At 62.9% G+C, this 22984-nt stretch carries 21 protein-coding genes and 1 rRNA gene; 9 read left to right on the top strand and 13 right to left on the bottom strand.

All coding sequences use genetic code 11. The annotated features are described in order from the left end of the window. Window positions 1-10: 10 nt before the first annotated feature. Window positions 11-1309, bottom strand: coding sequence for a cation:dicarboxylate symporter family transporter (locus ACIOU9_RS13235; protein WP_105659041.1), 1299 nt, complete (start codon window positions 1307-1309; stop codon window positions 11-13). Between the two features lie 167 nt (window positions 1310-1476). Between ACIOU9_RS13235 and ACIOU9_RS13230 the strand changes: the two genes are divergently transcribed. After that, window positions 1477-3183 carry a sensor histidine kinase gene (locus tag ACIOU9_RS13230; RefSeq protein WP_166650818.1) on the top strand — a complete coding sequence of 569 codons (1707 nt, stop codon included), beginning with the start codon at window positions 1477-1479 and terminating at the stop codon, window positions 3181-3183. Between the two features lie 14 nt (window positions 3184-3197). Next, window positions 3198-3947 (top strand): response regulator, encoded by a 750-nt coding sequence (locus ACIOU9_RS13225; RefSeq protein ID WP_388025411.1) that lies wholly within the window; start codon window positions 3198-3200, stop codon window positions 3945-3947. A gap of 13 nt (window positions 3948-3960) precedes the next feature. Here the strand turns inward: ACIOU9_RS13225 and ACIOU9_RS13220 are convergent, their stop codons facing one another. Next, window positions 3961-5877 carry an AMP-binding protein gene (locus ACIOU9_RS13220; protein WP_402697184.1) on the bottom strand — a complete coding sequence of 639 codons (1917 nt, stop codon included), beginning with the start codon at window positions 5875-5877 and terminating at the stop codon, window positions 3961-3963. Window positions 5878-6065: 188 nt separating this feature from the next. Between ACIOU9_RS13220 and ACIOU9_RS13215 the strand changes: the two genes are divergently transcribed. From ACIOU9_RS13215 to ACIOU9_RS13190, 6 genes are all read left to right on the top strand, one after another. After that, window positions 6066-6719 carry a GntR family transcriptional regulator gene (locus tag ACIOU9_RS13215; RefSeq protein ID WP_332487334.1) on the top strand — a complete coding sequence of 218 codons (654 nt, stop codon included), beginning with the start codon at window positions 6066-6068 and terminating at the stop codon, window positions 6717-6719. Beyond that, window positions 6716-8233, top strand: a complete 1518-nt coding sequence (locus tag ACIOU9_RS13210; protein ID WP_105659036.1) for an MmgE/PrpD family protein — start codon at window positions 6716-6718, stop codon at window positions 8231-8233. Before ACIOU9_RS13215 ends, ACIOU9_RS13210 begins: the two co-directional genes overlap by 4 nt. A gap of 1 nt (window position 8234) precedes the next feature. After that, on the top strand, window positions 8235-9164 hold the full coding sequence (prpB, locus tag ACIOU9_RS13205; RefSeq protein ID WP_332487338.1) for a methylisocitrate lyase: 930 nt from the start codon (window positions 8235-8237) through the stop codon (window positions 9162-9164). Between the two features lie 95 nt (window positions 9165-9259). After that, window positions 9260-10399, top strand: a complete 1140-nt coding sequence (locus ACIOU9_RS13200) for a bifunctional 2-methylcitrate synthase/citrate synthase (RefSeq protein ID WP_332487340.1) — start codon at window positions 9260-9262, stop codon at window positions 10397-10399. 178 nt (window positions 10400-10577) lie between these two features. Further along, window positions 10578-11075, top strand: coding sequence for a DUF2975 domain-containing protein (locus tag ACIOU9_RS13195; RefSeq protein ID WP_105662543.1), 498 nt, complete (start codon window positions 10578-10580; stop codon window positions 11073-11075). Then, window positions 11075-11287 (top strand): helix-turn-helix transcriptional regulator, encoded by a 213-nt coding sequence (locus ACIOU9_RS13190; protein ID WP_105659032.1) that lies wholly within the window; start codon window positions 11075-11077, stop codon window positions 11285-11287. Before ACIOU9_RS13195 ends, ACIOU9_RS13190 begins: the two co-directional genes overlap by 1 nt. 14 nt (window positions 11288-11301) lie before the next feature. Here the strand turns inward: ACIOU9_RS13190 and ACIOU9_RS13185 are convergent, their stop codons facing one another. From ACIOU9_RS13185 to ACIOU9_RS13140, 10 genes are all read right to left on the bottom strand, one after another. After that, on the bottom strand, window positions 11302-11808 hold the full coding sequence (locus tag ACIOU9_RS13185) for an 8-oxo-dGTP diphosphatase (RefSeq protein ID WP_388025414.1): 507 nt from the start codon (window positions 11806-11808) through the stop codon (window positions 11302-11304). Next, window positions 11808-12731 (bottom strand): site-specific tyrosine recombinase XerD, encoded by a 924-nt coding sequence (gene xerD, locus ACIOU9_RS13180; RefSeq protein ID WP_402697182.1) that lies wholly within the window; start codon window positions 12729-12731, stop codon window positions 11808-11810. The genes ACIOU9_RS13185 and xerD overlap by 1 nt, the downstream gene beginning before the upstream one ends. After that, entirely contained in the window at window positions 12728-13372 is a 645-nt protein-coding gene (locus ACIOU9_RS13175; protein WP_332487347.1) for an NUDIX hydrolase, read from the bottom strand. Before ACIOU9_RS13175 ends, xerD begins: the two co-directional genes overlap by 4 nt. Window positions 13373-13492: 120 nt before the next feature. Further along, entirely contained in the window at window positions 13493-15172 is a 1680-nt protein-coding gene (locus tag ACIOU9_RS13170; protein WP_332487349.1) for a CTP synthase, read from the bottom strand. Between the two features lie 107 nt (window positions 15173-15279). After that, the gene (recN, locus tag ACIOU9_RS13165) at window positions 15280-17034 is read right to left on the bottom strand and encodes a DNA repair protein RecN (protein WP_332487351.1); all 1755 of its coding nucleotides are present in this window, start codon (window positions 17032-17034) and stop codon (window positions 15280-15282) included. Between the two features lie 117 nt (window positions 17035-17151). Further along, window positions 17152-18177 (bottom strand): NAD kinase, encoded by a 1026-nt coding sequence (locus ACIOU9_RS13160; RefSeq protein ID WP_105659026.1) that lies wholly within the window; start codon window positions 18175-18177, stop codon window positions 17152-17154. Between the two features lie 74 nt (window positions 18178-18251). Beyond that, a complete protein-coding gene (locus tag ACIOU9_RS13155) occupies window positions 18252-19040 on the bottom strand; it encodes a TlyA family RNA methyltransferase (protein WP_105659025.1) in 789 nt (262 codons plus the stop codon). After that, window positions 19037-19210: a hypothetical protein gene (locus ACIOU9_RS13150; RefSeq protein WP_388063492.1), complete on the bottom strand. Its 174-nt coding sequence runs from the start codon at window positions 19208-19210 to the stop codon at window positions 19037-19039. The genes ACIOU9_RS13155 and ACIOU9_RS13150 overlap by 4 nt, the downstream gene beginning before the upstream one ends. 2 nt (window positions 19211-19212) lie before the next feature. After that, window positions 19213-20220 carry an HAD-IIA family hydrolase gene (locus ACIOU9_RS13145; RefSeq protein WP_402697179.1) on the bottom strand — a complete coding sequence of 336 codons (1008 nt, stop codon included), beginning with the start codon at window positions 20218-20220 and terminating at the stop codon, window positions 19213-19215. Window positions 20221-20268: 48 nt separating this feature from the next. Next, entirely contained in the window at window positions 20269-21162 is an 894-nt protein-coding gene (locus ACIOU9_RS13140) for a hypothetical protein (protein ID WP_332498095.1), read from the bottom strand. Between the two features lie 81 nt (window positions 21163-21243). On the opposite strand from ACIOU9_RS13140, the gene ACIOU9_RS13135 reads away from it, so the two are divergent. Then, window positions 21244-22281, top strand: a complete 1038-nt coding sequence (locus ACIOU9_RS13135) for a hypothetical protein (protein ID WP_402697178.1) — start codon at window positions 21244-21246, stop codon at window positions 22279-22281. Between the two features lie 451 nt (window positions 22282-22732). On the opposite strand, the gene rrf is transcribed toward ACIOU9_RS13135, so the two are convergent. Next, window positions 22733-22849: ribosomal RNA gene (gene rrf / locus ACIOU9_RS13130) — 5S ribosomal RNA — on the bottom strand. Window positions 22850-22984: the final 135 nt, after the last annotated feature.

Raw genomic sequence — 22984 nt, 5'->3', positions numbered from 1 at the left:
CAGCAAGGTCCTAGTGGCCTTCGACGCTGCTCTCGTCGAATGGAAGGCTGCCCGCCAGTACGGCCTTGGCCTGGTCCATGTCGATCTCCCTGGTCCACTTGCCGATCAGCAAGGTTGCCACGGCGTTGCCGGTGAAGTTGGTCAGCGCGCGGGCCTCGGACATGAACTTGTCGATGCCCACGATCACGCCCATGCCGTCCAGCAGTTCCGGGCGGTGCGACTGCAGGCCGGCTGCCAGGGTGGCCAGGCCGGCGCCGGTCACGCCGGCTGCGCCCTTGGAAGCGATGATCATGAAGACCAGCAGGCCGATCTGCTCGCTCAGGCTCATGGGCATGCCCATGGCCGTTGAGACGAAGAGTGCCGCCATGGTCAGGTAGATGGCGGTGCCATCGAGGTTGAAGGAGTAGCCGGTAGGCACGGTGATGCCCACGACGGGCTTGGACACCCCTGCGTGCTCCATCTTGGCGATCAGGCGCGGCAGTGCCGACTCGGAGGATGAGGTGGAGAAGATCAGCAGGTATTCGCGAGCCAGGTACTTCAGCAGCAGGAAGATGTTCAGGCCGGTGACCAGGCGCAACAGGGAACCGAGGACGACGACGATGAAGAGCGCGCAGGTGACGTAGAAGGCACCCATGAGGATCGCCATCGAGCCGATGGCGGCCCAGCCGGTAGCGCCGACCACTGCGGCAATGGCACCGAAGGCACCGATCGGGGCAGCCCACATGATCATCATCATCAGGCGGAAGACCACCGCCTGGATGTGCTTGACTGCGTTGAGCACAGGCTCGCCGGACTTGCCCATGGACTGCAGCGCGAAGCCGACCAGCAGGGCCAGCACCAGGGTCGGCAGCACGGGGATGTCGCCCGGAATCATTTCCAGCAGGAAGGCCACGGTGGAGTTCTCCCCGCCGCCGGATCCCGACTCGTACGGCTCGAGCTTCAGACCCGAACCCGGGTGGATGATGTTGCCGACGACCAGGCCGATGGCCAGCGCAAAGGTGGACATGGTGATGAAGTACAGCAGCGCCAGGCCGCCGACCTTGCCGACGGTTGCCGCCTTGGCAATGGAACCAACGCCCAGGACGATGGTGCAGAAGATGACTGGACCGATCAGCATCTTGATCAGTGCGACGAATCCGGTGCCCAGGGGCTTGAGGGCCTTGCCCACCTCCGGGGCCAGCAGGCCGACCGCTGCGCCGAGCACCACGGCGGCAATCACCATGATGTACAGCCAGTGGGTCTTGTCTTTCTTCTTCGTTCCGGCCTGCGGCGAATTGCCTGCCGGCGGCATCTGGTCTGTGACAGCCATGGTAGTCCTACCCTTGTGAGCGCATGGAACCGAACCGTGCACCCTTGCACAGCCGGCATTACGTAGAATCGTTCTGTATCCATGGTGCGGTTCGAAGTGATCCGCATCTCCATTGCGTTCATATTGGTCACGCGGTGAACAGTACAAGGACCAGGCAGCACAAGGAGATGAGCGCAGTGACCGATCACTTCACCGACCTGTCGCTGGCCCGCCCCACCCGCGAGGCCGCCTCCCCCGCACCGCTCAGCCGCGACGGCTGGTCCCTGGCGGTAGTCATCTTCGCCGCCCAGATGCTGGTGGTCATCTTCGTCGTCGTGGGCCTGGCGGTCGCCACCTACCAGCACCAGGCGCAGGTGATCCAGGATGACAAGCAGGCCACGGTGGCCACGATTTCCATCACCCTGGCCAACGATCCTTTCGTGTCCCAGGCCCTGGCCGGCGATCACCCCACCGAGCAGCTGCAGCCCTACACCGACAAGATCCTGGACCGCGGGCAAGGCGTGGATTTCATTACGATCATGACCCCCGATGCCCTGCGCGTCACCCACCCCGACCCCGAGCAGCTGGGCAAGGGATATTCGGGCAGCATCAACCAGGCGCTGGCCGGCCAGACCCACAACGAGGTGGCCGCGGGCACCTTGGGCCTTTCGGTGCGCACCATCGCCCCGGTCTACCACGACGGCGAGCTGGTGGGGATGGTCTCTTCGGGCATCACGCTGGAGAGCCTGGAGTCGATCTACCGCAGCGAACTTCCGCAGATCATGACCGTTTCGGCGCTGGCCCTGCTGCTGGCGGGTTTCAGCTCATGGTCCTTCTCCCGCTACGTCAACCAGGCCACGCTCGGCTTCGGCCCGCACGGGCTGCGCCGGCTCTACGCCTTCTACTTCTCGGCCCTGCACTCGGTTCGCGAGGGCCTGGTCCTGCTGGACCGGCGGCACCGCATCGTGCTCTACAACCAGGAAGCTTCCAGATTGCTCGGCTTCCCCGAGGAGGTGCCTTCCGGCGGATTGGACCTCGACCAGGTGCAGATCCCCGAAACCCTGCGCACCCTGATGGCGACCGGACGCAGCTGCAAGGACGAAATCCATTTGGGCACCCACACCGTGCTGTCCATTTCCCAGGGCCCGGCCCGCCTGACCAACGCGCGGTTGCCCCGCCGCGGCGGGCTGCCGGCCCGCTGGTTCGGTTCCCAGCCGGTGACCGGCCAGGTCATGACGCTGCGCGATTTGACCGAAGTGCAGGAACTGGCCGGCGAAGTGCAATCGCTGAAGACCTTCTCCACCGCCCTGCGAGCGCAAACCCATGAGCATGCCAACCGCCTGCACACCATTGCCACGCTGATCGAAAATGGCCAGAGCGACAAGGCGCTGGCCTTCGCGGTCGATGACCGCCAGCATTCGCAGAAGCTCACCGATGCGATCGTGCATTCCATCGACGACGTCTATCTTTCCAGCCTGCTGGTGGCCAAGGCCGCCCAAGCCCATGAGCGCGGCGTGAAGCTCGATATCAACGCGCAGGGCATGATTCCGGGCAATGCCTTTGCCGCCACCGACATCGTCACCATCGTCGGCAACCTGCTGGATAACGCGCTGGATGCTTCGGCGGGCACCCAGGACGCGACGGTGTGGGTGGAAGTGGCCGCGGCCGATGACGAGCTGATCATCGCGGTGGCCGATTCCGGTCCGGGCATCGAACCCGAGTTCCTCGATCAGCTGCTGCGCTTCGGGGCCAGCACCAAGGCCGGCGGCCAGCCGCGCGGCCTGGGGCTGGCACTGGTGCAGCAGGCGGTGCTGCGGCTAGGTGGCACAATGGGTGTTGATAACGATGCCGGCGCAATCTTCACCGTCACCTTGCCCTTGAGAATCAGCGACTAGCCCAGGAGGGTACCGTGCACGAATCCCCTGCAGCCACGCCCCCGCCGGGCACCGCCTCGCACAGCTTCAAGGTGCTCGTGGTCGACGACGAGCCGCAAACTGCCGCCTCCCACGCCAAGTACGTCAACCGCGTTCCGGGATTCGCCACCGGCGCCATTGCCGCCAACGGCCAGCAGGCGCTCGGGCTCCTGGCCGCGGCCCGCGATGCCCAGGATCCCTTTGACCTGGTCCTGCTGGATATGACCCTGCCCGACCTGCACGGCATCGACGTCGCCAAGCGCATGCGCGGCCGCGGGCTGACCACCGACATCATCGCCATTACCGCGGTGCGGGACCTGGCTGTGGTGCGTTCGGCGGTAGCCACCGGAATCACCCAGTACCTGATCAAGCCCTTCACCTTCGCGGCGTTCAGCGAGAAATTGGAGAACCACCGGCGGTTCATTTCCGAGATCAGCTCCACCGGCCCGGATACCAGCCAGGCCGCGCTGGATAATGCGTTCTCGGCCCTGCGCACCACCAGCGCTTCCGCGTCCCTGCCCAAGGGGCTGATTCCGGAAACGCTGGCGCAGATCACCGACCATCTGCGCAGCAAGCCCGATACCTGCCTGTCAGCGACCGAGCTCGGAGAAGAGCTGGGCATCTCCCGGGTCACCGCCCGGCGCTATCTGGAGCATCTTGCCGAGGTCAAGGCCGTGGTCAAGCAGCCCCGGCATGGCACACGAGGCCGCCCGGAATACGAATACCGGGCAGCCTCGCGCAGCTAGGCTCTGGTTTCCCCTAGGCTTCGGGACGCAGCAGCGGCACCAGCTCGTCGAGCACCGCGGTGTCCTCGATGGTCGACGGGACCGAGTATTCCTTGCCATCGGCAATCTGCCGCATGGTCTTGCGCAGGATCTTGCCCGAACGGGTTTTGGGCAGCGCCGCCACGACGGTGACTTCGCGGAAGTCGGCCACCGCACCGATGTGCTGGCGCACCAGCGCGACGATTTCCTTCTTCAGCGTTTCCTCCTGGATCTGCACACCGGACTTGAGCACCACATAGCCGCTGGCCCGCTGGCCCTTGAGCGCGTCGGCCAGGCCGATCACCGCGCATTCGGCCACGGCGGGATGGCTGGCCAGCACCTGCTCCATGGCACCGGTGGACAGGCGGTGCCCGGACACGTTGATCACGTCATCGGTTCGCCCCATGACGAACAGGTAGCCGTCGTCGTCCAGGAAGCCGGAATCGCCGGTGAGGTAGCACCCCTGGATCTGCGAAAGGTAGGTGTCGATGAAGCGCTGGTCGTTGCCCCACAGGGTGGTCAAGGCGCCGGGCGGCAAGGGCAGCCGGACTACGATGTTGCCTTCCTGGTTCGCGCCGAGCTGCTCGCCCAGCGCATCGCGGATCTGCACGTCGAACCCCGGTACCGGGGTGGTGGGCGAACCGGCCTTGGCAGACAGCTCTTCCAGGCCCAGCGGGTTGGACGCGATCGGCCAGCCGGTTTCGGTCTGCCACCAGTTATCCACCACGGGGATGCCCAGCAGCTTCGAGGCGAAGTGGTAGGTATCCGGATCCAGCCGCTCGCCGGCGACGAACAGCGCACGCAGCGATGACAGATCGTGGCTGGCGATCATCGCGCCTTCCGGGTCGGCCTTGCGCACCGCGCGCAGCGCAGTCGGCGCGGTGAACATCGTGGTGACCTTGTGGTCCTCGATGATCCGGCCGAACGCACCGGCATCCGGAGTCCCGATGGGCTTGCCCTCGTAGAGCACCGTGGTGGCCCCGGCGATCAGCGGCGCATAGACGATGTAGGAGTGTCCGACCACCCAGCCCACGTCGGAGGCGGTGAACATGGTATCTCCCGGATGCACGTCGTAAACCGCGTTCATGGAGTACTGCAGGGCCGTGGCGTAGCCGCCGGTGTCGCGCACCACGCCCTTGGGGGCACCGGTGGTTCCCGAGGTGTAGAGCACGTAGAGCGGGTGGGTGGATGGCACGGAGACCGGCCCGGCCGGCGAGGCGGTCTTCGCCTGCTCTTCCCAGTCCAGCCAATTGATCTGCTGGCCGTTGACCGGCTTTGCCTGGTATTCGTCCAGGCCGTGCTCGAAGCCATCGCGGTGGGCAACGATCACGTCCCTGACCGCAGGCTCGGCCAGGCCCAGCGCTTCGGCCACTGCCGGCAGGTATTCGATGCGGCGGCTTGGCTCGATGCCGCCGGAGGCGGTAATGATCGCGACCGGGGCGCAGTCGGTGATGCGGGCCGCCAGTTCCTTGGGCGCGAAGCCGCCGAAGACCACCGAGTGGATTGCACCCAGGCGTGCGCAAGCAAGCATCGCGATGGCCGCCTGCGGGATCATCGGCAGGTAGACCAGCACGCGGTCACCGGCCTTCACGCCGCGTCCGTCCAGCACGCCGGCGAAGATTTCCACTTCGCGCAGCAGTTCGGAGTAGGAGTAGGTGGTGGCGGTGCCCAGCATTGCCGAATCGTAGACCAAGGCGGCGCTCTCTCCGCGTCCGGCTTCGACGTGGCGGTCCAGCGCATTGGCCGAAAGGTTCAGCATGCCATCCGGGAACCAGCCATACAGCGGCTTGCGCGAATCATCCAGCGCAATCCGCGGCGCCTTGTCCCAATGGATATCCCGGGCAGCTTGCAGCCAGAATGCGGCGGGGTCATTGGTGGCTTGGTCATAGGCCTGGCGGTATTCCTGCACCATGGTTCTCTCCTCCTGGCACCGGGGCATCATCATCCGGCACCTGTGTGGTGGTTGAGGTCGTCCTCTTGGCGTTAACTGTATGAGTACGATCACATCACCGCAACCACTTTGTATACAGATTTCGAAAAAATACCAAAAGAATTTGGCGCAACTCACACATTTTCGGGTTTCATGTATACACTGGAGCCATGAGAGCAAGCGACAAGGTTTACGAGAGCCTCCGCGCCGACATTGTCGAATGGCGCCTGGCTCCAGGGACCGTCCTGGCCGAAGTGGAACAGTCAGAGCGCCTGGGCGTTTCCCGCACTCCGGTGCGCGAGGCCTTGGGCCGGCTGGTCGCCGACGGCTTGGCGGTTCAGCATCGCGGACGCGGCGCTGTCGTCTCCGAGGTCAGCGAGGACCACGTGGAAGACCTGTTCGTACTGCGCTTGGCATTGGAATGCGCCAGCGCACGCGAAGCTGCCAAGTCCGCGCAGCGATCGGCCTTCACGCAGCTGGCCAGCCGCTTCGAAGCAGCTCTCACGGAGGTGGAGCTTCCCGGATCCCGGGAGTCCTACTACCAGCTGGTGCAGCTGCTGGACGAGTCCATCGACGAAGCAGCTGGCAATAATTACCTGTCCAACGCCCTGCGCACCTTGCGGGTGAACCTGCAACGGGTGCGGCGCATGGCCAAGGACAATCCCGAAAGGCTCAAGGCTTCCGCTTCCGAGCACGCGGCCATCGCCAGGGCAATCGCCAGCGGAAACCCAGAGGTCGCGGCCGCGGCCACCACAGTTCACCTGCACGAATCCTTCACCCACATCATGGCCCATGCGGCCGGATCAGAAAGGCAGTTACCATGATCAACCACCCCGTACGCGTATACCGCTCAGAGGAAAACCTGGCTCGCGAAGACCAGCTGGCACATAAGATCGCCACGGTTGCTGCCGATCCGGTAGAGGTCACCGCAGAAGTGGCCGGCATGATCATTAACCGCATCATCGACAATGCTTCGGTCGCGATCGCTTCGCTGAACCGCGGGCCGATCGTTGCCGCCCGTGCCCAGGCACTGTCCCACGCGCCATCCACCGGCGGTGCGGGCGCCAGCGTCTTCGGCATTTCCGAGAAGGTTTCCCCGGAATGGGCAGCGTGGGCCAACGGGGTGGCCGTGCGCGAATTGGATTACCACGACACCTTCCTGGCTGCCGAGTACTCCCACCCGGGCGATAACATCCCGCCGATCCTGGCGGTTGCCCAGCACACCGGAGCTTCGGGCAAGGACCTGATCCGCGGCATCGCCACGGGCTACGAGATCCAGGTGGACTTGGTCAAGGCCATCTGCCTGCACAAGCACAAGATCGACCACGTAGCGCACCTGGGCCCATCGGCCGCTGCCGGCATCGGCACCCTGCTGGGGCTGGATGTCGAGACCATCTTCCAGGCCGTTGGCCAGGGCCTGCACACCACCACCGCCACCCGCCAGTCGCGCAAGGGCGAAATCTCCACCTGGAAGGCCCATGCCCCGGCCTTCGCCGGCAAGATGGCCGTCGAGGCTGCCGACCGCGCGATGCGCGGCCAGACTTCCCCCGTGCCAATCTACGAAGGCGAAGACGGCGTGATCGCCTGGATGCTCGACGGCAAGGATGCCGCCTACGAGGTGCCGCTGCCAGAGGCCGGCGAAGCCAAGCGCGCCATCCTGGACACCTACACCAAGGAGCATTCGGCCGAGTACCAGGCGCAGGCCTGGATCGACCTGGCCCGCAAGCTGCATGGCGAGCACCCGGAGGCCACCGACCCGCAGAACGTCAAGTCGGTGCTGATCAAGACCAGCCACCACACGCACTACGTCATCGGTTCCGGAGCCAACGACCCGCAGAAGTACGATCCAACCGCATCGCGCGAGACCCTGGATCACTCGATCCCGTACATCTTCACCGTCGCCCTGCAGGATGGCGCATGGCACCACGTGGATTCCTACTCGCCAGAGCGTGCCGGCCGCGCCGACACCGTGGAGCTGTGGAACAAGGTGGCCACCGAAGAAGATGCCGAATGGACCCGCCGCTACCACTCGCTGGATATTGCCGAGAAGGCTTTCGGCGGCTCGGTGGAAATCACCTTGAACGATGGCACCGTGATCACCGACGAAATCGCCGTTGCGGACGCGCACCCGCTGGGCGCCCGTCCCTTCGCCCGCGAGCAGTACATCAACAAGTTCCGCACCCTGGCCGCCGGCCTGGTGGACGACGCCGAGATCGACCGCTTCATCGCGGCCGCGGAAAACCTGGAAAACCTGGCCGCCGGCGAATTGGACCAGCTGAACATCGCCGCCGCAGCGGGCGTCATCGACGCCGCGGCCGCACCGAAGGGCCTGTTCTAGCATGCTGTACTCGACCAGGACCCCCGCAGAAAAGCGCCTTGCGCTGCGCGAGATGCTCACCCCGGGCGCTGCCCGCCAGTTCCCCGGAGCCTTCAACCCGCTCTCGGCCAAGCTGATCAGCGAGAAGCAGTTCGACGGAATCTACATCTCCGGTGCCGTGCTGGCCAACGACCTGGGCCTGCCGGATATCGGCCTGACTTCGCTGACCGAGGTAGCAACCCGCGCCGGGCAGATCGCGCGCATGTCGGACCTGCCGGCGATCGTGGATGCCGACACCGGATTCGGCGAGCCGATGAACGTGGCGCGCACCATCCAGGAACTCGAATACGCCGGCCTTGCCGGCTGCCACATCGAGGACCAGTTCAACCCGAAGCGCTGCGGGCACCTGGATGGCAAGAATGTGGTGGATACCGACACCATGCTCAAGCGCATCGCCGCTGCCGCTGATGCACGCATCGATGAGAACTTCCTGATCATGGCCCGCACCGATATCCGTGCGGTCGATGGCCTGGATGCGGCGATCGACCGTGCCAAGGCGATGGTCGATGCTGGTGCCGACGCGATCTTCCCGGAGGCGATGAAGAACGTCGCCGAATTCGAGGCAGTATGCAACGCGGTCGACGTGCCGGTACTGGCGAACATGACCGAGTTCGGCAAGTCCGAGCTGTTCAACCGCCAGGAACTGGCCGATGCAGGCGTCGCGCTGATCATCTATCCGGTCACCTTGCTGCGCAGCGCCATGGGCGCGGCTGAACGCGTACTGGATGCCATCAGCGAGGATGGCACCCAGGCCCGTGAAGTGGATAGCATGTTGACCAGGTCACGTTTGTACGAGCTCGTGGACTACGAGGCATACAACCGCTTCGACACCGGAATCTTCAACTTCCAGGTCCCAACCCTGGACATTGATTCCAACAGCGCGAACCTCTAGGCTCGCAAGCACCTACTACCCCCTGCGCCGGCCGGCACCCGCCGGCCGGCGCGACCCAAAGCATTATTATTCTCCGGCAATGAAGAGGAGCAAGAATGACTGCCACCGAGGAAATCAAGAAGGGCCTAGCAGGCGTCGTCGTTGACTACACCGCCGTCTCCAAGGTCAATCCAGACACCAACTCGCTGCTCTACCGCGGCTACCCGGTCCAGGACCTGGCCGCGAACAAGTCCTTCGAAGAGGTCGCCTTGCTGCTCTGGACCGGCGAGCTGCCAACGCAAAGCGAACTGACCGAGTTCAGTGCTTTCGAGCGGGCCAACCGCGCGCTGGACCCGCGGGTGAAGGCCGCCATCGACCTGCTTCCAGCTGACTGCCATCCCATGGATGTGGGCCGTACCGCCGTCTCGGTAATCGGCGCCAACCACCCCGAGGCCGAGAACTCCTCCCCCGAGGCAGAGCTGCTCAAGGCCAAGGAGCTGTTCGCGGCCTTCCCCGCAGTGGTTGCCTACGACCAGCGCCGCCGCCGCGGCCAGGACGCGGTAGCACCGCGCGGAGATCTGGATTACTCCTCGAACTTCCTGTGGATGGCCTTCGGCGAAGAAGCAGCCCCCGAGGTTGTCGACGCGTTCCGCGTATCGATGGTGCTCTATGCCGAGCACTCCTTCAACGCTTCGACCTTCACCGCCCGCGTGATCACCTCGACCCTCTCCGACCTGCACTCGGCCGTCACCGGGGCGATCGGCGCACTGAAGGGCCCCCTGCACGGCGGCGCCAACGAAGCTGTCATGCATACCTTCAACGAGATCGGCATCGACAAGGAAGAATCCCGCGAGGATGCCGCCAAGCGCGCCAAGGCGTGGATGGAAGAGGCACTGGCCGCCAAGAAGAAGGTCATGGGCTTCGGCCACCGCGTCTACAAGCACGGCGACTCCCGCGTGCCAACCATGAAGGCCGCGCTGGATCGCATGATCGAGCACTACGGCCGCCATGAGATGCTGGGCTTGTACGACGGCCTGGAGGCAGCCATGGACGAGGCCAAGTCCATCAAGCCGAACCTCGACTACCCGGCCGGCCCTACCTATCATCTGATGGGCTTCGACACCGAGATGTTCACCCCGATCTTCATCGCGGCACGCATCACCGGCTGGACCAGCCACATCTTCGAGCAGCGTGCAGCCAATGCGCTGATCCGCCCGCTTTCGGCTTATAACGGCGTGGAGCAGCGCTCGCTGTAGACGCTTCGACTCACGGCATTGGCCGCGGGTATGGCATAGCCGTGCCAGCCCGTGGCCATTGCCGTGCCTGCTGCGAGACGGCATCGGCTTGCCATCGTTGCCCAAGGTTGCAGTCCCAGGCCAATGGGCCTATCGTTTAACGATAGATGCATTCCGAAGAACGATAAGGTCTATTGCCATGGGAAAATTCAGCATTATCGGTTTGAAGGTAGTTCTGGCCGTGATCCTGGCTGGCACGCTTTTTGTGCAGCTGTTCATGATCCCGATGATCTTGATCCACGAGTCGCCGAGCAACGGCACCGACAAGTTCTTTCAAGCCTCTTTCCTCGGCTACTTGCTTCTCGCCGGGCTCATCATTGAAACCTGCGTCTACAGCGTGTGGAAACTAGCCACGAGAGTTAAACGCGGCACCGTTTTCGATCCCGCTTCCCTGGGCTATGTAACGCCGATCATCATTGCCTTCACGATCGGCGCCCTATCCACTTTTGCCCTCGGAGCGATCTTCGCCGCCAGCACGGAAATTGCACCCGGAGTCGTGCTTCTTGTTGGTGGAGCCGGGGTGCTGATGATCGGCATCAGCATCATCGTGCTCGTACTGCGGCAGTTGCTCGCACAAGCGGCGATGACCGAAGCCCAAGCCGATGCGCTCCGTACCGAACTGGGCGGCGTGATCTAATGGGAATCCGCGTAGATATAGACGTGATGCTGGCCCGCCGCAAAATGGCCGTCGGCGAGTTGGCCGAACGCATCGGCATTACCCCGGCCAACCTCGCGGTGCTCAAGAACGGGCGCGCCAAGGCCGTACGTTTCAGCACACTTGAAGCCCTCTGCCGGGAATTGGAATGCCAGCCCGGCGACCTCTTGATCTTCGAAACCGAACAGGACTAGATGCAGCTCGCTGGCTAGTCCCAGTTCTCGAAGCTGATGCTCTGCACCGAGGTGTTGTCCTGCGCCAGCACGATCTCGACGGTAAATTTCCCGCCGGCTACGAGTTGCGGCAGCCACAACGGGGAATCCTGCCACATCTGCTCCAAGGGCAAGGCCGCCGGATCGGCCCACAGCGGCTCGAGCTCCTCGGTGATGTGCAGCTGGCCCGATGCCTTCCGGGCAATGAAGGTGGCGCATTCCATGTCGGCTGCCGGCTGGGCGGGGAACCGGAAATTGACCTGCGCCGCAGGCTCCAGATCCTCCGGAGCGAGGAGCAGTCCGGTTTCCTCGGAGAATTCCCGGATGGCCGCTTGCCGCGCGATCTCTGTCTGCTCGATCTTGCCGCCGGGCAACACGATATTGCCCTTGCCGAATCCGCGACGCTTGCGTCCGAGCAACACGTGCAGCCGTCCTTCGCGCTCCTGCAGCAGCGCCACGAGGGCTACCTGCTTGGCAGAACGCACTTGGTGGCCGGCGACCACTAGTTCACCCTCGGGTGGGCCAGCTGGTAGGCCTCACGCAGCGAATCCACGGTGACCTTGGTGTAGATCTGCGTGGTGGTGACCGATGCATGTCCCAGCAGCTCCTGGACCACCCGCACATCCGCGCCGCCCTCCAGCAAATGAGTGGCGAAGGAATGGCGCAGCGTATGCGGAGAAACCTCGGTGGTAATCCCGGCGCGCTCGGCTGCCTTCGAAAGCAACAGCCACACCGATTGGCGGGAAAGCCGTCCCCCGCGCTGGTTCAGGAACAACGCTGGAGTTCCCTTGCCCTTGGTGGCTAGCCCGGGACGGGCACGCACCAGATAATCGCTGACCGCACGCTGGGCATAACCGCCGACCGGAACGACGCGTTCCTTGGATCCCTTGCCGAACAAGCGCACCACGGCGTCTTCGGCAAAGTGCAGGTCATCGACGTCCAGGTCCACGACTTCGGAAATGCGCGCACCGGTGGAGTACAAGAACTCCAGGATCGCGCGATCCCTCAGCCCGGCAGGGGTTTCGATGCTCACCGATTCGAGGATCCTGGTAACAAGGTCGATGGAGATCGCTTTGGGCAGGGATTGCCCGATAGCCGGAGGCTGGATCTCGCGGGCTGGGTTAGGCGCGCAAATCCCTTCGAGCTCCCAGTACTTGTGCAGTTGGCGGATGGCTACCGAATGGCGAGCGACGGAGCGGGCGCTCAACGGCTTATGCTCTTGGTCCCCGCGGGATAGATCCTGAAGGTAGCCGCTGATGACCAGCTCGGTAATCTGCTGCGGTTGTGCTACGCCGGCTGCCTGCAGCGCTTCAACGTAGCGAAGCAGATCCCTCCGGTAGGAAGCCAGGGTATTCTCGGCCAGCCCACGCTCGATCGCCAGATGCTGCAGGTAGCGCTTGAGCGGGGTCTCGAAGTGGTCGCTCATCGTTCGCGCAGGTATGGGTGCACATCGAATGGCTCGTTCGCATCGCGCAGGTCCAAGTACTTGCTGGTACGGGCTGCATGAGCGGCAAGGATCGCGATTGTCGCGGTGGGATTATGGATCTTGCCTGCCAGCACGGCTGCGACGGCTTCCTCCAGCGGCACCCAGGTGCTGATCATTTCAGCTTCCTCCTCGGTACGCTCATGGCGCTGATCGGCGGCAACCAGTTTCGCATCGCGCGCGAGGTAGACTCGCACTGCCTCGGCCGAGGAGCCCGGGCTCAAGAAGACATCGGTGAGGATCGACCAGTGCTCGGCGGTACGATCCGCTTCTTCCCATAATTCGCGCTTGGCAGCTTCCAAAGGTGGTTCTCCAGCCACATCGAGCAGCCCGGCAGGGATTTCCCACAGCCGCATGCCTACCGGGTGGCGGTACTGGTTGACCATCAAGATGCGTTCTTCAGCATCCATGACCAGAACGCATACAGCACCGGGGTGGTTGATGTAATCGCGTTCAATGGTCGCCCCGGATTCGGAGAGCTTCACCGTGTCATGGATGACGTCCCAGATCCGTCCCTCATACACGGTTTCACGGTTCAGCAATTCACGTGGTGAGAATTCATCGGCTATCGGATGCAGCGGCACGAGGATCATCCTTCGGTAGAAAAAGCTGGTCGGTATTCTCCAGCTTAAACAGCTACGCGCCGGTCAGTAACGACCGGCGCGCAGTGCCTTCAGAGTTTTACCTCCGGCAAGCTGTATTACTTATTTGCGCAGCTCCAGAGCTGCCTCGACCAGACCTGCAAACAGCGGGTGCGGGCGAGTCGGGCGGCTGGAGAGCTCAGGGTGAGCCTGCGTTGAAACGTAGTACGGGTGTACTTCCCTTGGCAGTTCAACGAACTCGACCAGGTTGCCATCTGGCGAGGTGCCAGCGAAGACCAGGCCAGCCTCTTCGAGCTGCGCGCGGTACGAGTTGTTGACCTCGTAGCGGTGGCGATGGCGCTCCGCAACCTCGGTCTTGCCGTAGGTCTCAGCCAGAACCGATCCCTCAAGCAGCTTTGCGTCGTACAGGCCCAAACGCATGGTGCCGCCCAGGTCGCCCTTGCCTTCAACGATGTCCAGCTGCTCTTCCATGGTCGCGATGACCGGGGTCGAGGTTTCAGGATCGAATTCGGTGGACGATGCATCGGTGAGGCCAGCCATGTTGCGGGCGTATTCGATGACCATCGACTGCAGTCCCAGGCACAGGCCCAGGGTTGGCAGCTTGTTTTCGCGAGCGAAGCGCAGCGCGCCCAGCTTGCCTTCCAGACCGCGGATGCCGAAGCCACCGGGGACGCAGATTGCCTCTGCACCCTCAAGCGCCTTGGCGGCCCCTGCTTCGGTAGCGCAGTCATCTGCTGGTACCCAGCGGATGTTGACCTTGGCGTTGTTTGCGAACCCGCCGGCACGCAGAGCTTCGGTGACCGACAGGTAGGCGTCGGGCAGATCGATGTACTTGCCCACCAAAGCTACGGTCAGCTCGGTTGCGGGGTTGTGCACGACTTCGAGCAAGCGATCCCATGAAGCCCAGTCGACGTCGCGGAACTTCATCTCCAAGGTCTGGACGATGTAAGCGTCCAGGCCCTGGGAGTGGATGACCTTTGGGATGTCGTAGATGCTTGGAGCATCGGCGCAGTTGATCACTGCTTCGGTGTCCACATCGCAGGTACGGCCGAGCTTGGCGCGCATTTCTGCCGGGATTGGACGGTCCGAGCGGATTACCAGCGAATCTGGCTGGATACCGATCGAACGCAAAGCGGCAACGGAGTGCTGGGTAGGCTTGGTCTTCAGTTCATGGCTTGGGCCGATGAATGGAACCAGGGAAACGTGTACGAAGAATGCGTTCTTGCGGCCGATGTCCTGGCGGACCTGGCGTGCTGCTTCGAGGAATGGCTGGGATTCGATATCGCCGACGGTGCCACCGATTTCGGTGATGATCACGTCAGGTGCCGACTTGCCGGCCCCTGGTTCGGTTGCTGCCAAGCGCATACGACGCTTGATCTCATCGGTGATGTGAGGGATGACCTGAACGGTATCGCCGAGGTATTCACCGCGACGTTCGCGTTCAAGAACGGTCGAGTAGACCTGTCCGGTGGTCACGTTGGCGGTACCCGGAAGGTTCTCATCCAGGAAACGCTCATAGTGTCCGATATCCAGATCGGTTTCTGCGCCATCGTCAGTAACGAAGACTTCACCGTGCTGGAAGGGGTTCATAGTACCTGGATCGACGTTCAGGTACGGGTCGAGCTTCTGCATGGTCACTGAGAGACCACGAGCTCGAAGTAGATGTCCAAGGCTGGATGCCGTCAATCCCTTACCCAGGGAAGAGGCCACACCGCCGGTGACGAAGATATGCTTTGTCGTTTCAGACGACCGAGAATCACGAGTTGAATTACGCTGCACCACGGGATTTCATCCTATCACCATTCCAATATTTCGCATCCTCATAAGACTCTAGTGCACCTCCGGCCAATGCCCTAGCATTGCCGTAATTCAGGGGCTCACCAAGACTTTTAGGCTTTCGCCATTTTCTTGGAGGTGAGCGATGACACTAGGTTCTGCGCTTCTTCAAGCAACTCCTCAGCATGCGCCTGCGCCGTGCCGGATTCCTCTTGGCCGGCGAGCATGCGCGCAAGTTCCTTGACGCGGGCTTCCTGATCCAAGCTGATGACATCGCTGGCAGTGTAGCCAGCTCCCGCCTTCGACTTGGCATCTGAATTCTTGATCACACGAATGTGCCGATCCGCATAGGCGGCCACCTGGGGCAGGTGGGTCACGACGATGACCTGCACATGCTTTGCCAGCATCGCCAGGCGCTCGCCAATGGCCACCGCCGCTTTGCCGCCCACGCCCTGGTCCACCTCGTCAAAGACGAAGGTCGGCACCGGGTCGACCGCCGCTAGGACGACTTCAATGGCCAGCATGACGCGGGAGAGCTCGCCGCCGCTGGCACCCTTGCCCAGCGGTCGCGGCGAGGCTCCGGCATGCGGGGCCAGCAGCATGGAAATCGCGTCCTGGCCGAAGGCACCTGGTTCTTCCAGTTCCTTCACCTCGATGACGAGCTTGGCATCCGGCATCGCCAGGGCCTTGAGCTCGGCTGAAACCTGCGCGGAGAGTTTCTTGGCAGCCTTGCGGCGCGCGTCGGAGAGGTCCGAGGCCAGCGAGGCCACCTTGTGCTCCAATTCAACGACTTCTGTTTCCAGCTCCTCGATGCGCGAGTCATCCCCACCGAGTTCTTCCAGACGGGTACGAGATTCGGCAGCCCAGGCGAGCACCTGATCAATGCTCGGTGCGTACTTGCGCATGAGCTTGCTCAAATCGGCACGGCGGGCTTCAATCTGCGCCAAGCGCTCCGGGCCTTCCTCATCGAGGTCGGCAACGTAGGCGGCAAGATCACTGGAGAGTTCCGAGGCGAGAATGCCCAGTTCCGCTGCCCGCTCCGCGAAGGCGGCCAGCGCAGTGTCATCGTCACTGGCCTGGGCCAGCACGCCGCGGGCGGTCTCCGCCAAGGTGGTAACGCCCGGGTTCTCGAAATCCTCGGAGTCGATGACGGCTTGCGCCTGCCGGCCGGCGGTGCGCAGGGACTCGACATTGCCCAGCTTCATGGATTGCTCGCGCAAGGCTTCGTCCTCGCCCGGCTGCGGATCCAGGGAATCGATCTCGTCCAGCGCCAGGCGCAAGTTTTCTGCTTCGCGAACACGGTTGCGCGATTCGGTTTTGAGCCCCGCCAGCTCCTTGGAAGCCGATCGCCACTGGCGGTAGGCTCGCTGGTAGTTGCTTAGCGTGCGCGACAGCGAGCTACCTGCAAAGCGGTCCAGGGCATCGCGTTGCGCCACCGGCTCTTTCAGGCGAATCTGGTCCGATTGGCCATGGACGGCCACCAGATCGTGCCCCAGCTCGGCCAGCAGGCCGACAGGGGCGCTGCGTCCGCCGATGGTGGCGCGTGAACGGCCTTGGGCCGAGAGCGAGCGGGAAAGCAGCAGTTCACTGTTCTCCCCCGCTGGTTCGATGAATGCGCCTGCCTGGCCTGCGGCATCGAGCACGTGGTGATCCGGCGGCAAGTGCACCACGGCTTCAGCCAGAGCGTGCTTGGCGCCGTTGCGCACCGCACCGGCATCGGCCCGGCGCCCGAGCAGCAGGGACAAGGCGGTGATCACCATGGTCTTGCCAGCGCCGGTTTCACCGGTGACTACCGTGAGTCCCGGACCAAGCGGAAGCGTGGCCTCGGTGATCACCCCAAGGTTGGATATCTGGATTTCCTGAATCAATGCCTGCTCCCGAATGTCGAGTTCAAGTCGTACCGTGCGCTTTTAGTATATGTGTTCTAACCCTATTTTTCGTAACTATGTTCGAGCATGTGGAAAGTTTTTCTTCGAGGCCGCTATTCAGTCCTGGTCCTCGGGGCGTCCCACCATGGGAATGCCCGGTTCATCGCGGTAATGCGGATCGACGCTTTGCAGGCCTGGTCCGATCACCGGCAGTGCCGTAGTGGCCGGACGGCGCGCCTCTTCCTTCGCTGGTCCGCGCCAACCGGTAATGGGCAGCTCGAACTTGTTGACCAGGCGCTCGGAAAACGGCGTCGTGTTCAATCGCGCCATGTACACCGGGCGGTCACTGCGCGTTACTTCCACACGGGCTCCCGGCGGCAGCTCGATGGTGCGCCGTCCATCGCACCAGAGCACGGCCCCGGCATCGGTGCGGGTCAGCATTTCGACGGCCATGATCGAATCCGGGGAAATGACCAGGGGCTTGGCGAACAGTGCGTGTGCGGAGATCGGCACCATGATCAGCGCCGCCACGTCCGGCCAGACCACCGGGCCGCCGGCGGAGAAGGAGTACGCGGTGGAACCGGTAGGCGTGGCCATCACGACACCATCGCAACCGAAGGTGGAGATCGGCCTGCCGTCGACCTCGATCACGACCTCGACCATGCGTTCGCGGTTGGCCTTTTCCACCGCGGCCTCGTTCAAGGCCCAGGTCTCGGCGAGGCAGACGTTGTCCAGCCACACCTTGACCTCCATGGTCATGCGTTCTTCCACGGTGTAGGTCTCATTGACCAGTGCTTCCACGGTGGAGGCCAGTTCGCTGCGTTCAGCTTCGGCGAGGAAACCCACATGCCCGAGGTTTACCCCCACCAGCGGCATCGGGGATTCCCGCACCAATTCCGCGGCACGCAACACGGAGCCATCGCCACCGAGCACCACGCCCATGTCGACGTCCTCGATCTGGCAATCCTCGCCGAGCACCTGCACCGAAGGCACAGCCGCGCCGATCGCTTCGGTCATCGCCAGCTGGTCCTTGCCGCGCATCACCGGGATAGCTCCGGCGGCGTTGAGCAGGGCGCAGGTTTCTATGGCCGCGGTGATCGCTTCTTGGCGTCCGGTATGGGTGAAAATCAGGATTCGGCGCAAGGCGGTCGGCCCCTCTCAGCATCGCGAGGTGCAAAATGACCGTGGTTATCGACCACGGCTAAAACACGTCACTACTAAGAATAGTCAACATCCTGCCCGATGCGTGGAACATCGGCAGGCTGTGGATCCTCTCCTGCGGCAAGCCAAAGGAAGAATTCGACATTGCCGTCCTGTCCCGGCAGCGGGCTGCGTGCCAGCCCGCGCAGGTGCAGTCCCGCGGCTTGCGCGCTGGCGACCACCGCTTCAACGGAGCTGCGGCGCAGGGCGGGATCGGTGACCACGCCGGTGCGGTTCAGGTGTTCGCGCCCGACCTCGAACTGCGGCTTGACCATCAGCAGCAGGAAGCCGCCGTCCTTGGCGGCCCCGGCCAAGGCGTCGATCACCAGGCGCAGCGAAATAAAGGACAAGTCGGCTACTACGAGGTCGACTGGTCCCCCAATATCTTCGGGGGCCAGATAGCGGACGTTCAGTCCTTCGTGGACCGTGACGCGGGGGTCTTCGCGCAGCTCGTCGACCAGCTGGCCATGGCCTACATCGGCTGCGACCACAGATTTCGCACCGCGGCGCAACAGCACGTCGGTGAAGCCGCCGGTCGAGGCACCGGCGTCCAGGCAGTGCAGGCCAGCGGGGTCAATAGTCGTAAAAGCATCTAGGGCTCCGGCGAGCTTATGCCCGGCACGGGAGACGTATTCTTCGCCTTCGCTGGGCACCAGCGCCAGCTCATCGGTGGCGGAAACCTTCTTGGCGGCCTTGGTGGCGGCCTGCCCGTTCAGCAGCACCCGCTGGGCATCGATCAGCTTGGCTGCTTCGGTGCGCGAGCGCGCCAGCCCACGGGTGACAAGTTCTTGATCCAGGCGATTCACGCGCCGTGCTCCGTACGATTCAGTTCTTGCTGCAGGCCGGCGAGCAGTTGCTCATAGATTCCGGCATGCTCGGTAATGTCATGGTCGGCCAGGGAAGACAGCGCCTGCTCCACTGCTGCATCATCCGGCCCGCGAGGGCCAGGGCTCGGAAGAGGATTCTGCGGCTGCATGCTTAGCCCCGGATCTTGCGCAGGGCATCGAGCCCGCGTTCGGTAAACCGGATTTCCGGTTCTTCGTGCCCCGACTGGCGCGGATGGGCCAGCCACCAGGCATGGCAGGCGGCGCGCCAGGCATTCAGGTCCTGGTCGCTGCCCGAGACTTCGATCGCGCCGTTATCGACCTTGGCAACCGCGTCGCCGACCTGCACACCGTAGCCCAGTACCTTGATGGTCGGGTACGGCCGGTACAGATCAGCCATCGAATTGATGAGGTAGTTGGGGCGCTGCTCGACCGGTGCGCCCAGTGCTGTGCGCGGAGTGTCCACACCGGTCAGCACCAGCGCGGTGGAGAACCCAGCACGGAAGCCGCCAAGGATGTCGGTATCCAGGCGGTCGCCGACGACCAGCGGGCGCTGGGAATCCAGTCGGTCCGCGGCCCGAGCGAACAGGTAGGATTCGGGTTTGCCCGCCACGCGTGGTTCCACGCTCGTGGCCAGTTTCACCGCATTGACCAGCGATCCGTTGCCCGGGGCCAGGCCCTCGGCGCGCGGAATCGTCAGGTCGGTGTTGGTGGCAACCCATTGGGCACCGTGATTGATCGCGTAGCTGGCCTCGGCCAGGTTCTTCCACGAGATGTCCGGGTCGAACCCCTGGATCACCGCTATGGGTTCTTCCTTATGGGATTCGACGACTTCCAACCCGCGCACGGCAATGCATTCGCGCAGGTAGGGGGAACCCACCACCAAAACCTTGGATCCCGGATTCAATTCGCGGGCCAGCATCTCCGCACCGGCGTCGGCAGAACCGAAAACCTGCTCAGCGCTGGTTTTCACGCCCAGCTGGCGCAGGTGGGCCGCGACGGACATCGGCGAACGCCCAGCATTGTTGGTAATGAACGCCAAGGTGACATTCACTTCCGCGAGGGTGTTCAGCGACTCCACGGCGTCGTCAATGGCGTTCGGGCCAGCATAGACGACGCCGTCCAAGTCGGAGAGGACGGAATCAAATCCGGAAATCAGCATTCGGTGGTGGTTCCTACTACTTGAGGTATTTGGCTACTACGCCAAAGCTTACTTCGCCGATTCTTCTTCCACGTCAGCTTCGCCAGCTTCCGTGTCGGATTCGATGACTTCGTTCAGGTCATCTTCCTCGTCGATGCCGGTCTGCTCGGCTTCTGCCTCTTCTGCTTCTTCGGCCTCGGCTTCTGCATCTGCTTCTTCAGCCTCGGCGTCGGCATCTGCTTCTTCAGCCTCGGCGTCGGCATCTGCTTCTTCAGCTTCCGAAGGCTCGATCAGATCCTTGGCGCGTGGGGTTTCCTCTTCCTCATCCATCTCCGGAGCCAGGTCCATGATGAAGGATTCGGTTTCACGCTCGATGCCCAGGGCGCTTTCTGCAACCTCGACCTGAGCGTTCCAGCGCTTCGCGTCTTCTGCACGGCCGGCAGCCGACAGCAGATCAGCGTAGGCAGTGAACAAACGTGGGCTGAAGGAGAAGGCACGGTTGAAGTTCAGCTGTTCCAGCGACTCCAGCTCAGCCAGAGCCTTATCCAGCTTGCCCAAGTCACCATACGAACCGGCAGCAACCATCTGCATTTCAACCTTGACGGCGCTTTCCAGATTGGCGCATTCCTCGGACTGGGCGAGCTCGATTGCCTTCTCTGGGCGGCCCAGGCCACGCAGCGAGTCAGCGATCAATGGCAGGTTGTAGTCCGAACCGGAAATACGACGGTGGGTACGCAGTTCGCGCAGTGCATCGGCGTACTTGCCAGCGTGGTAGGCAGCGATGCCAACGGCCTCGCGAACCACCGCGACACGGCCGCCGCGGCGCGATGCTGCCAGGGTGTGCTCGTATGCCAGCTCTGGGTCGTCTTCCAGCAGGCGGCCAGCCATCACCAGGTGCTTTGCGACCCAGCTTGCCGAGCGCTCTTCGAGGTAACGCAGCTGGGCGCGTGCTACGCGGTCCAACTCCTTACCGGTAACATCCTCATCGATATCTGGGGACTGTTCACGATCGGCACGGTTCGAGATGCGAAGATCGCCAGGATTATGTGCGCGCGGTGCGTCACCGCGCTTATCAGCAAAGCGGTCTTCACGTGCTGGGTACTCACCCTTCGAGCGACGGTCGTCGGCACGCTTGAAGCCACCATCACGGTTGTCATCACGCTTGAAGCCACCGCCACGGTTATCGTCACGCTTGAAGCCGCCACGATCGTCATTGCGGAAACCGCCACCACGGTTGTCATCACGCTTGAAGCCACCGCCACGGTTGTCATCGCGACGCTCGCCGCGGAAACCACCACGGTCTTCATTGCGGAAACCGCCACCACGGTTGTCATCACGCTTGAAGCCGCCACGGTCATCATTGCGGAAACCGCCACCGCGGTTGTCATCACGCTTGAAGCCACCGCCACGGTTGTCATCACGCTTGAAGCCGCCACCGCGGTTGTCATCACGCTTGAAGCCGCCACCGCGGTTGTCATCACGCTTGAAGCCGCCACGATCGTCATTGCGGAAACCGCCACCGCGGTTGTCGTCACGCTTGAAGCCACCGCCACGGTTGTCATCACGCTTGAAGCCACCGCCACGGTTGTCATCACGCTTGAAGCCGCCACCGCGGTTGTCATCACGCTTGAAACCGCCACCGCGGTTGTCATCACGCTTAAAGCCACCACGGTCATCATTGCGGAAACCGCCACCGCGGTTGTCATCACGCTTGAAGCCACCACCACGGTTGTCATCACGCTTGAAGCCGCCACCGCGGTTGTCATCGCGACGCTCGCCACGGAAACCACCACGGTCATCATTGCGGAAGCCACCGCCACGGTTGTCATCGCGACGCTCGCCGCGGAAACCACCACGGTCATCATTGCGGAAACCGCCACCGCGGTTATCGTCACGCTTGAAGCCACCACCACGGTTGTCATCACGCTTGAAGCCACCACCACGGTTGTCGTCGCGCTTGAAGTCACCGCCGCGGTCAGCATTACGGTCACCGCGGAAGCCACCACGGTTATCGTCGGTGCGCTTGAAATCACTACGGTCGTCGCGACGCTTGAAGCCATCGCGGGAGTTGTTGCGGTTTGAATCTGAGTTCCGGAAGTCGCCTCGTCCGTTGTCGGAGTTACGGCGGAATTCGTTAGACATCTAATGTCCCCTTCAGCGGCTATCTCAATACCGCAACCTTCGTGTTTGCCTTTGCAAATCACTTCACTATTAACTATTCAGCATGCCCTCGAGGCATGTACATCTAAATTCAAGTCTACGGGAGGCACGAGTCATACCATAGGGAAACGGGTCCAATGTGGCAAGACACTCAGTGGCGGCCCTAAGGTTGTCCCCCCAGCCATCGACGCATGCGTAGCCGATCGAAGCCCCTTGATAGATTCAACTCTTCTAAAAGGGGTTAACGACAAAAAGGGCCCAGCATGAAACTGAACCCATAGGCTGTAGCAAGTCGATTACCAGGGGACGGGTTAAACAGGTGAGGCCCCGGCACCAAACGGTACCAGGGCCTCAAACCATCTACTCAAGTTAAGTCCGGCGGTGACCTACTCTCCCACACCCTCACGAGTGCAGTACCATCGGCGCAGTGGGCCTTAGCTTCCGGGTTCGGTATGGGACCGGGCGTTTCCCCCACGCTATGACCGCCGTAACAATCACGAAGCACACAAACCAAAACGTTTCCTGGTCAGTGTTTTCCGGTGCTACAAAGTCTTGTAACTCATCCGTATTTGCTGGCTAGAGGTTGTTGTCTCGTAACCGCATAGTGAACGCGAACAGCATTGAA

It is taken from the genome of Glutamicibacter sp. NPDC087583, assembly GCF_044743685.1.
GTDB lineage: Bacteria > Actinomycetota > Actinomycetes > Actinomycetales > Micrococcaceae > Glutamicibacter.
The sequence above is the reverse complement of the archived record's forward strand: the minus strand, read 5'-3'. Positions and strand labels throughout refer to the sequence as shown.

Bases quoted from the DNA above. Each gene is read 5' to 3' on its own strand.
- ACIOU9_RS13195 (WP_105662543.1), top strand. From the start codon at position 10,578: ATGGGAAAATTCAGCATTATCGGTTTGAAGGTAGTTCTGGCCGTGATC.
- ACIOU9_RS13200 (WP_332487340.1), top strand. From the start codon at position 9,260: ATGACTGCCACCGAGGAAATCAAGAAGGGCCTAGCAGGCGTCGTCGTT.
- ACIOU9_RS13210 (WP_105659036.1), top strand. From the start codon at position 6,716: ATGATCAACCACCCCGTACGCGTATACCGCTCAGAGGAAAACCTGGCT.
- ACIOU9_RS13230 (WP_166650818.1), top strand. From the start codon at position 1,477: ATGAGCGCAGTGACCGATCACTTCACCGACCTGTCGCTGGCCCGCCCC.
- ACIOU9_RS13220 (WP_402697184.1), bottom strand. From the start codon at position 5,877: ATGGTGCAGGAATACCGCCAGGCCTATGACCAAGCCACCAATGACCCC.
- ACIOU9_RS13135 (WP_402697178.1), top strand. From the start codon at position 21,244: ATGTGCGCGCGGTGCGTCACCGCGCTTATCAGCAAAGCGGTCTTCACG.
- ACIOU9_RS13215 (WP_332487334.1), top strand. From the start codon at position 6,066: ATGAGAGCAAGCGACAAGGTTTACGAGAGCCTCCGCGCCGACATTGTC.
- ACIOU9_RS13145 (WP_402697179.1), bottom strand. From the start codon at position 20,220: ATGCTGATTTCCGGATTTGATTCCGTCCTCTCCGACTTGGACGGCGTC.
- prpB (WP_332487338.1), top strand. From the start codon at position 8,235: ATGCTGTACTCGACCAGGACCCCCGCAGAAAAGCGCCTTGCGCTGCGC.
- ACIOU9_RS13190 (WP_105659032.1), top strand. From the start codon at position 11,075: ATGGGAATCCGCGTAGATATAGACGTGATGCTGGCCCGCCGCAAAATG.
- xerD (WP_402697182.1), bottom strand. From the start codon at position 12,731: ATGAGCGACCACTTCGAGACCCCGCTCAAGCGCTACCTGCAGCATCTG.
- ACIOU9_RS13235 (WP_105659041.1), bottom strand. From the start codon at position 1,309: ATGGCTGTCACAGACCAGATGCCGCCGGCAGGCAATTCGCCGCAGGCC.
- ACIOU9_RS13150 (WP_388063492.1), bottom strand. From the start codon at position 19,210: ATGCAGCCGCAGAATCCTCTTCCGAGCCCTGGCCCTCGCGGGCCGGAT.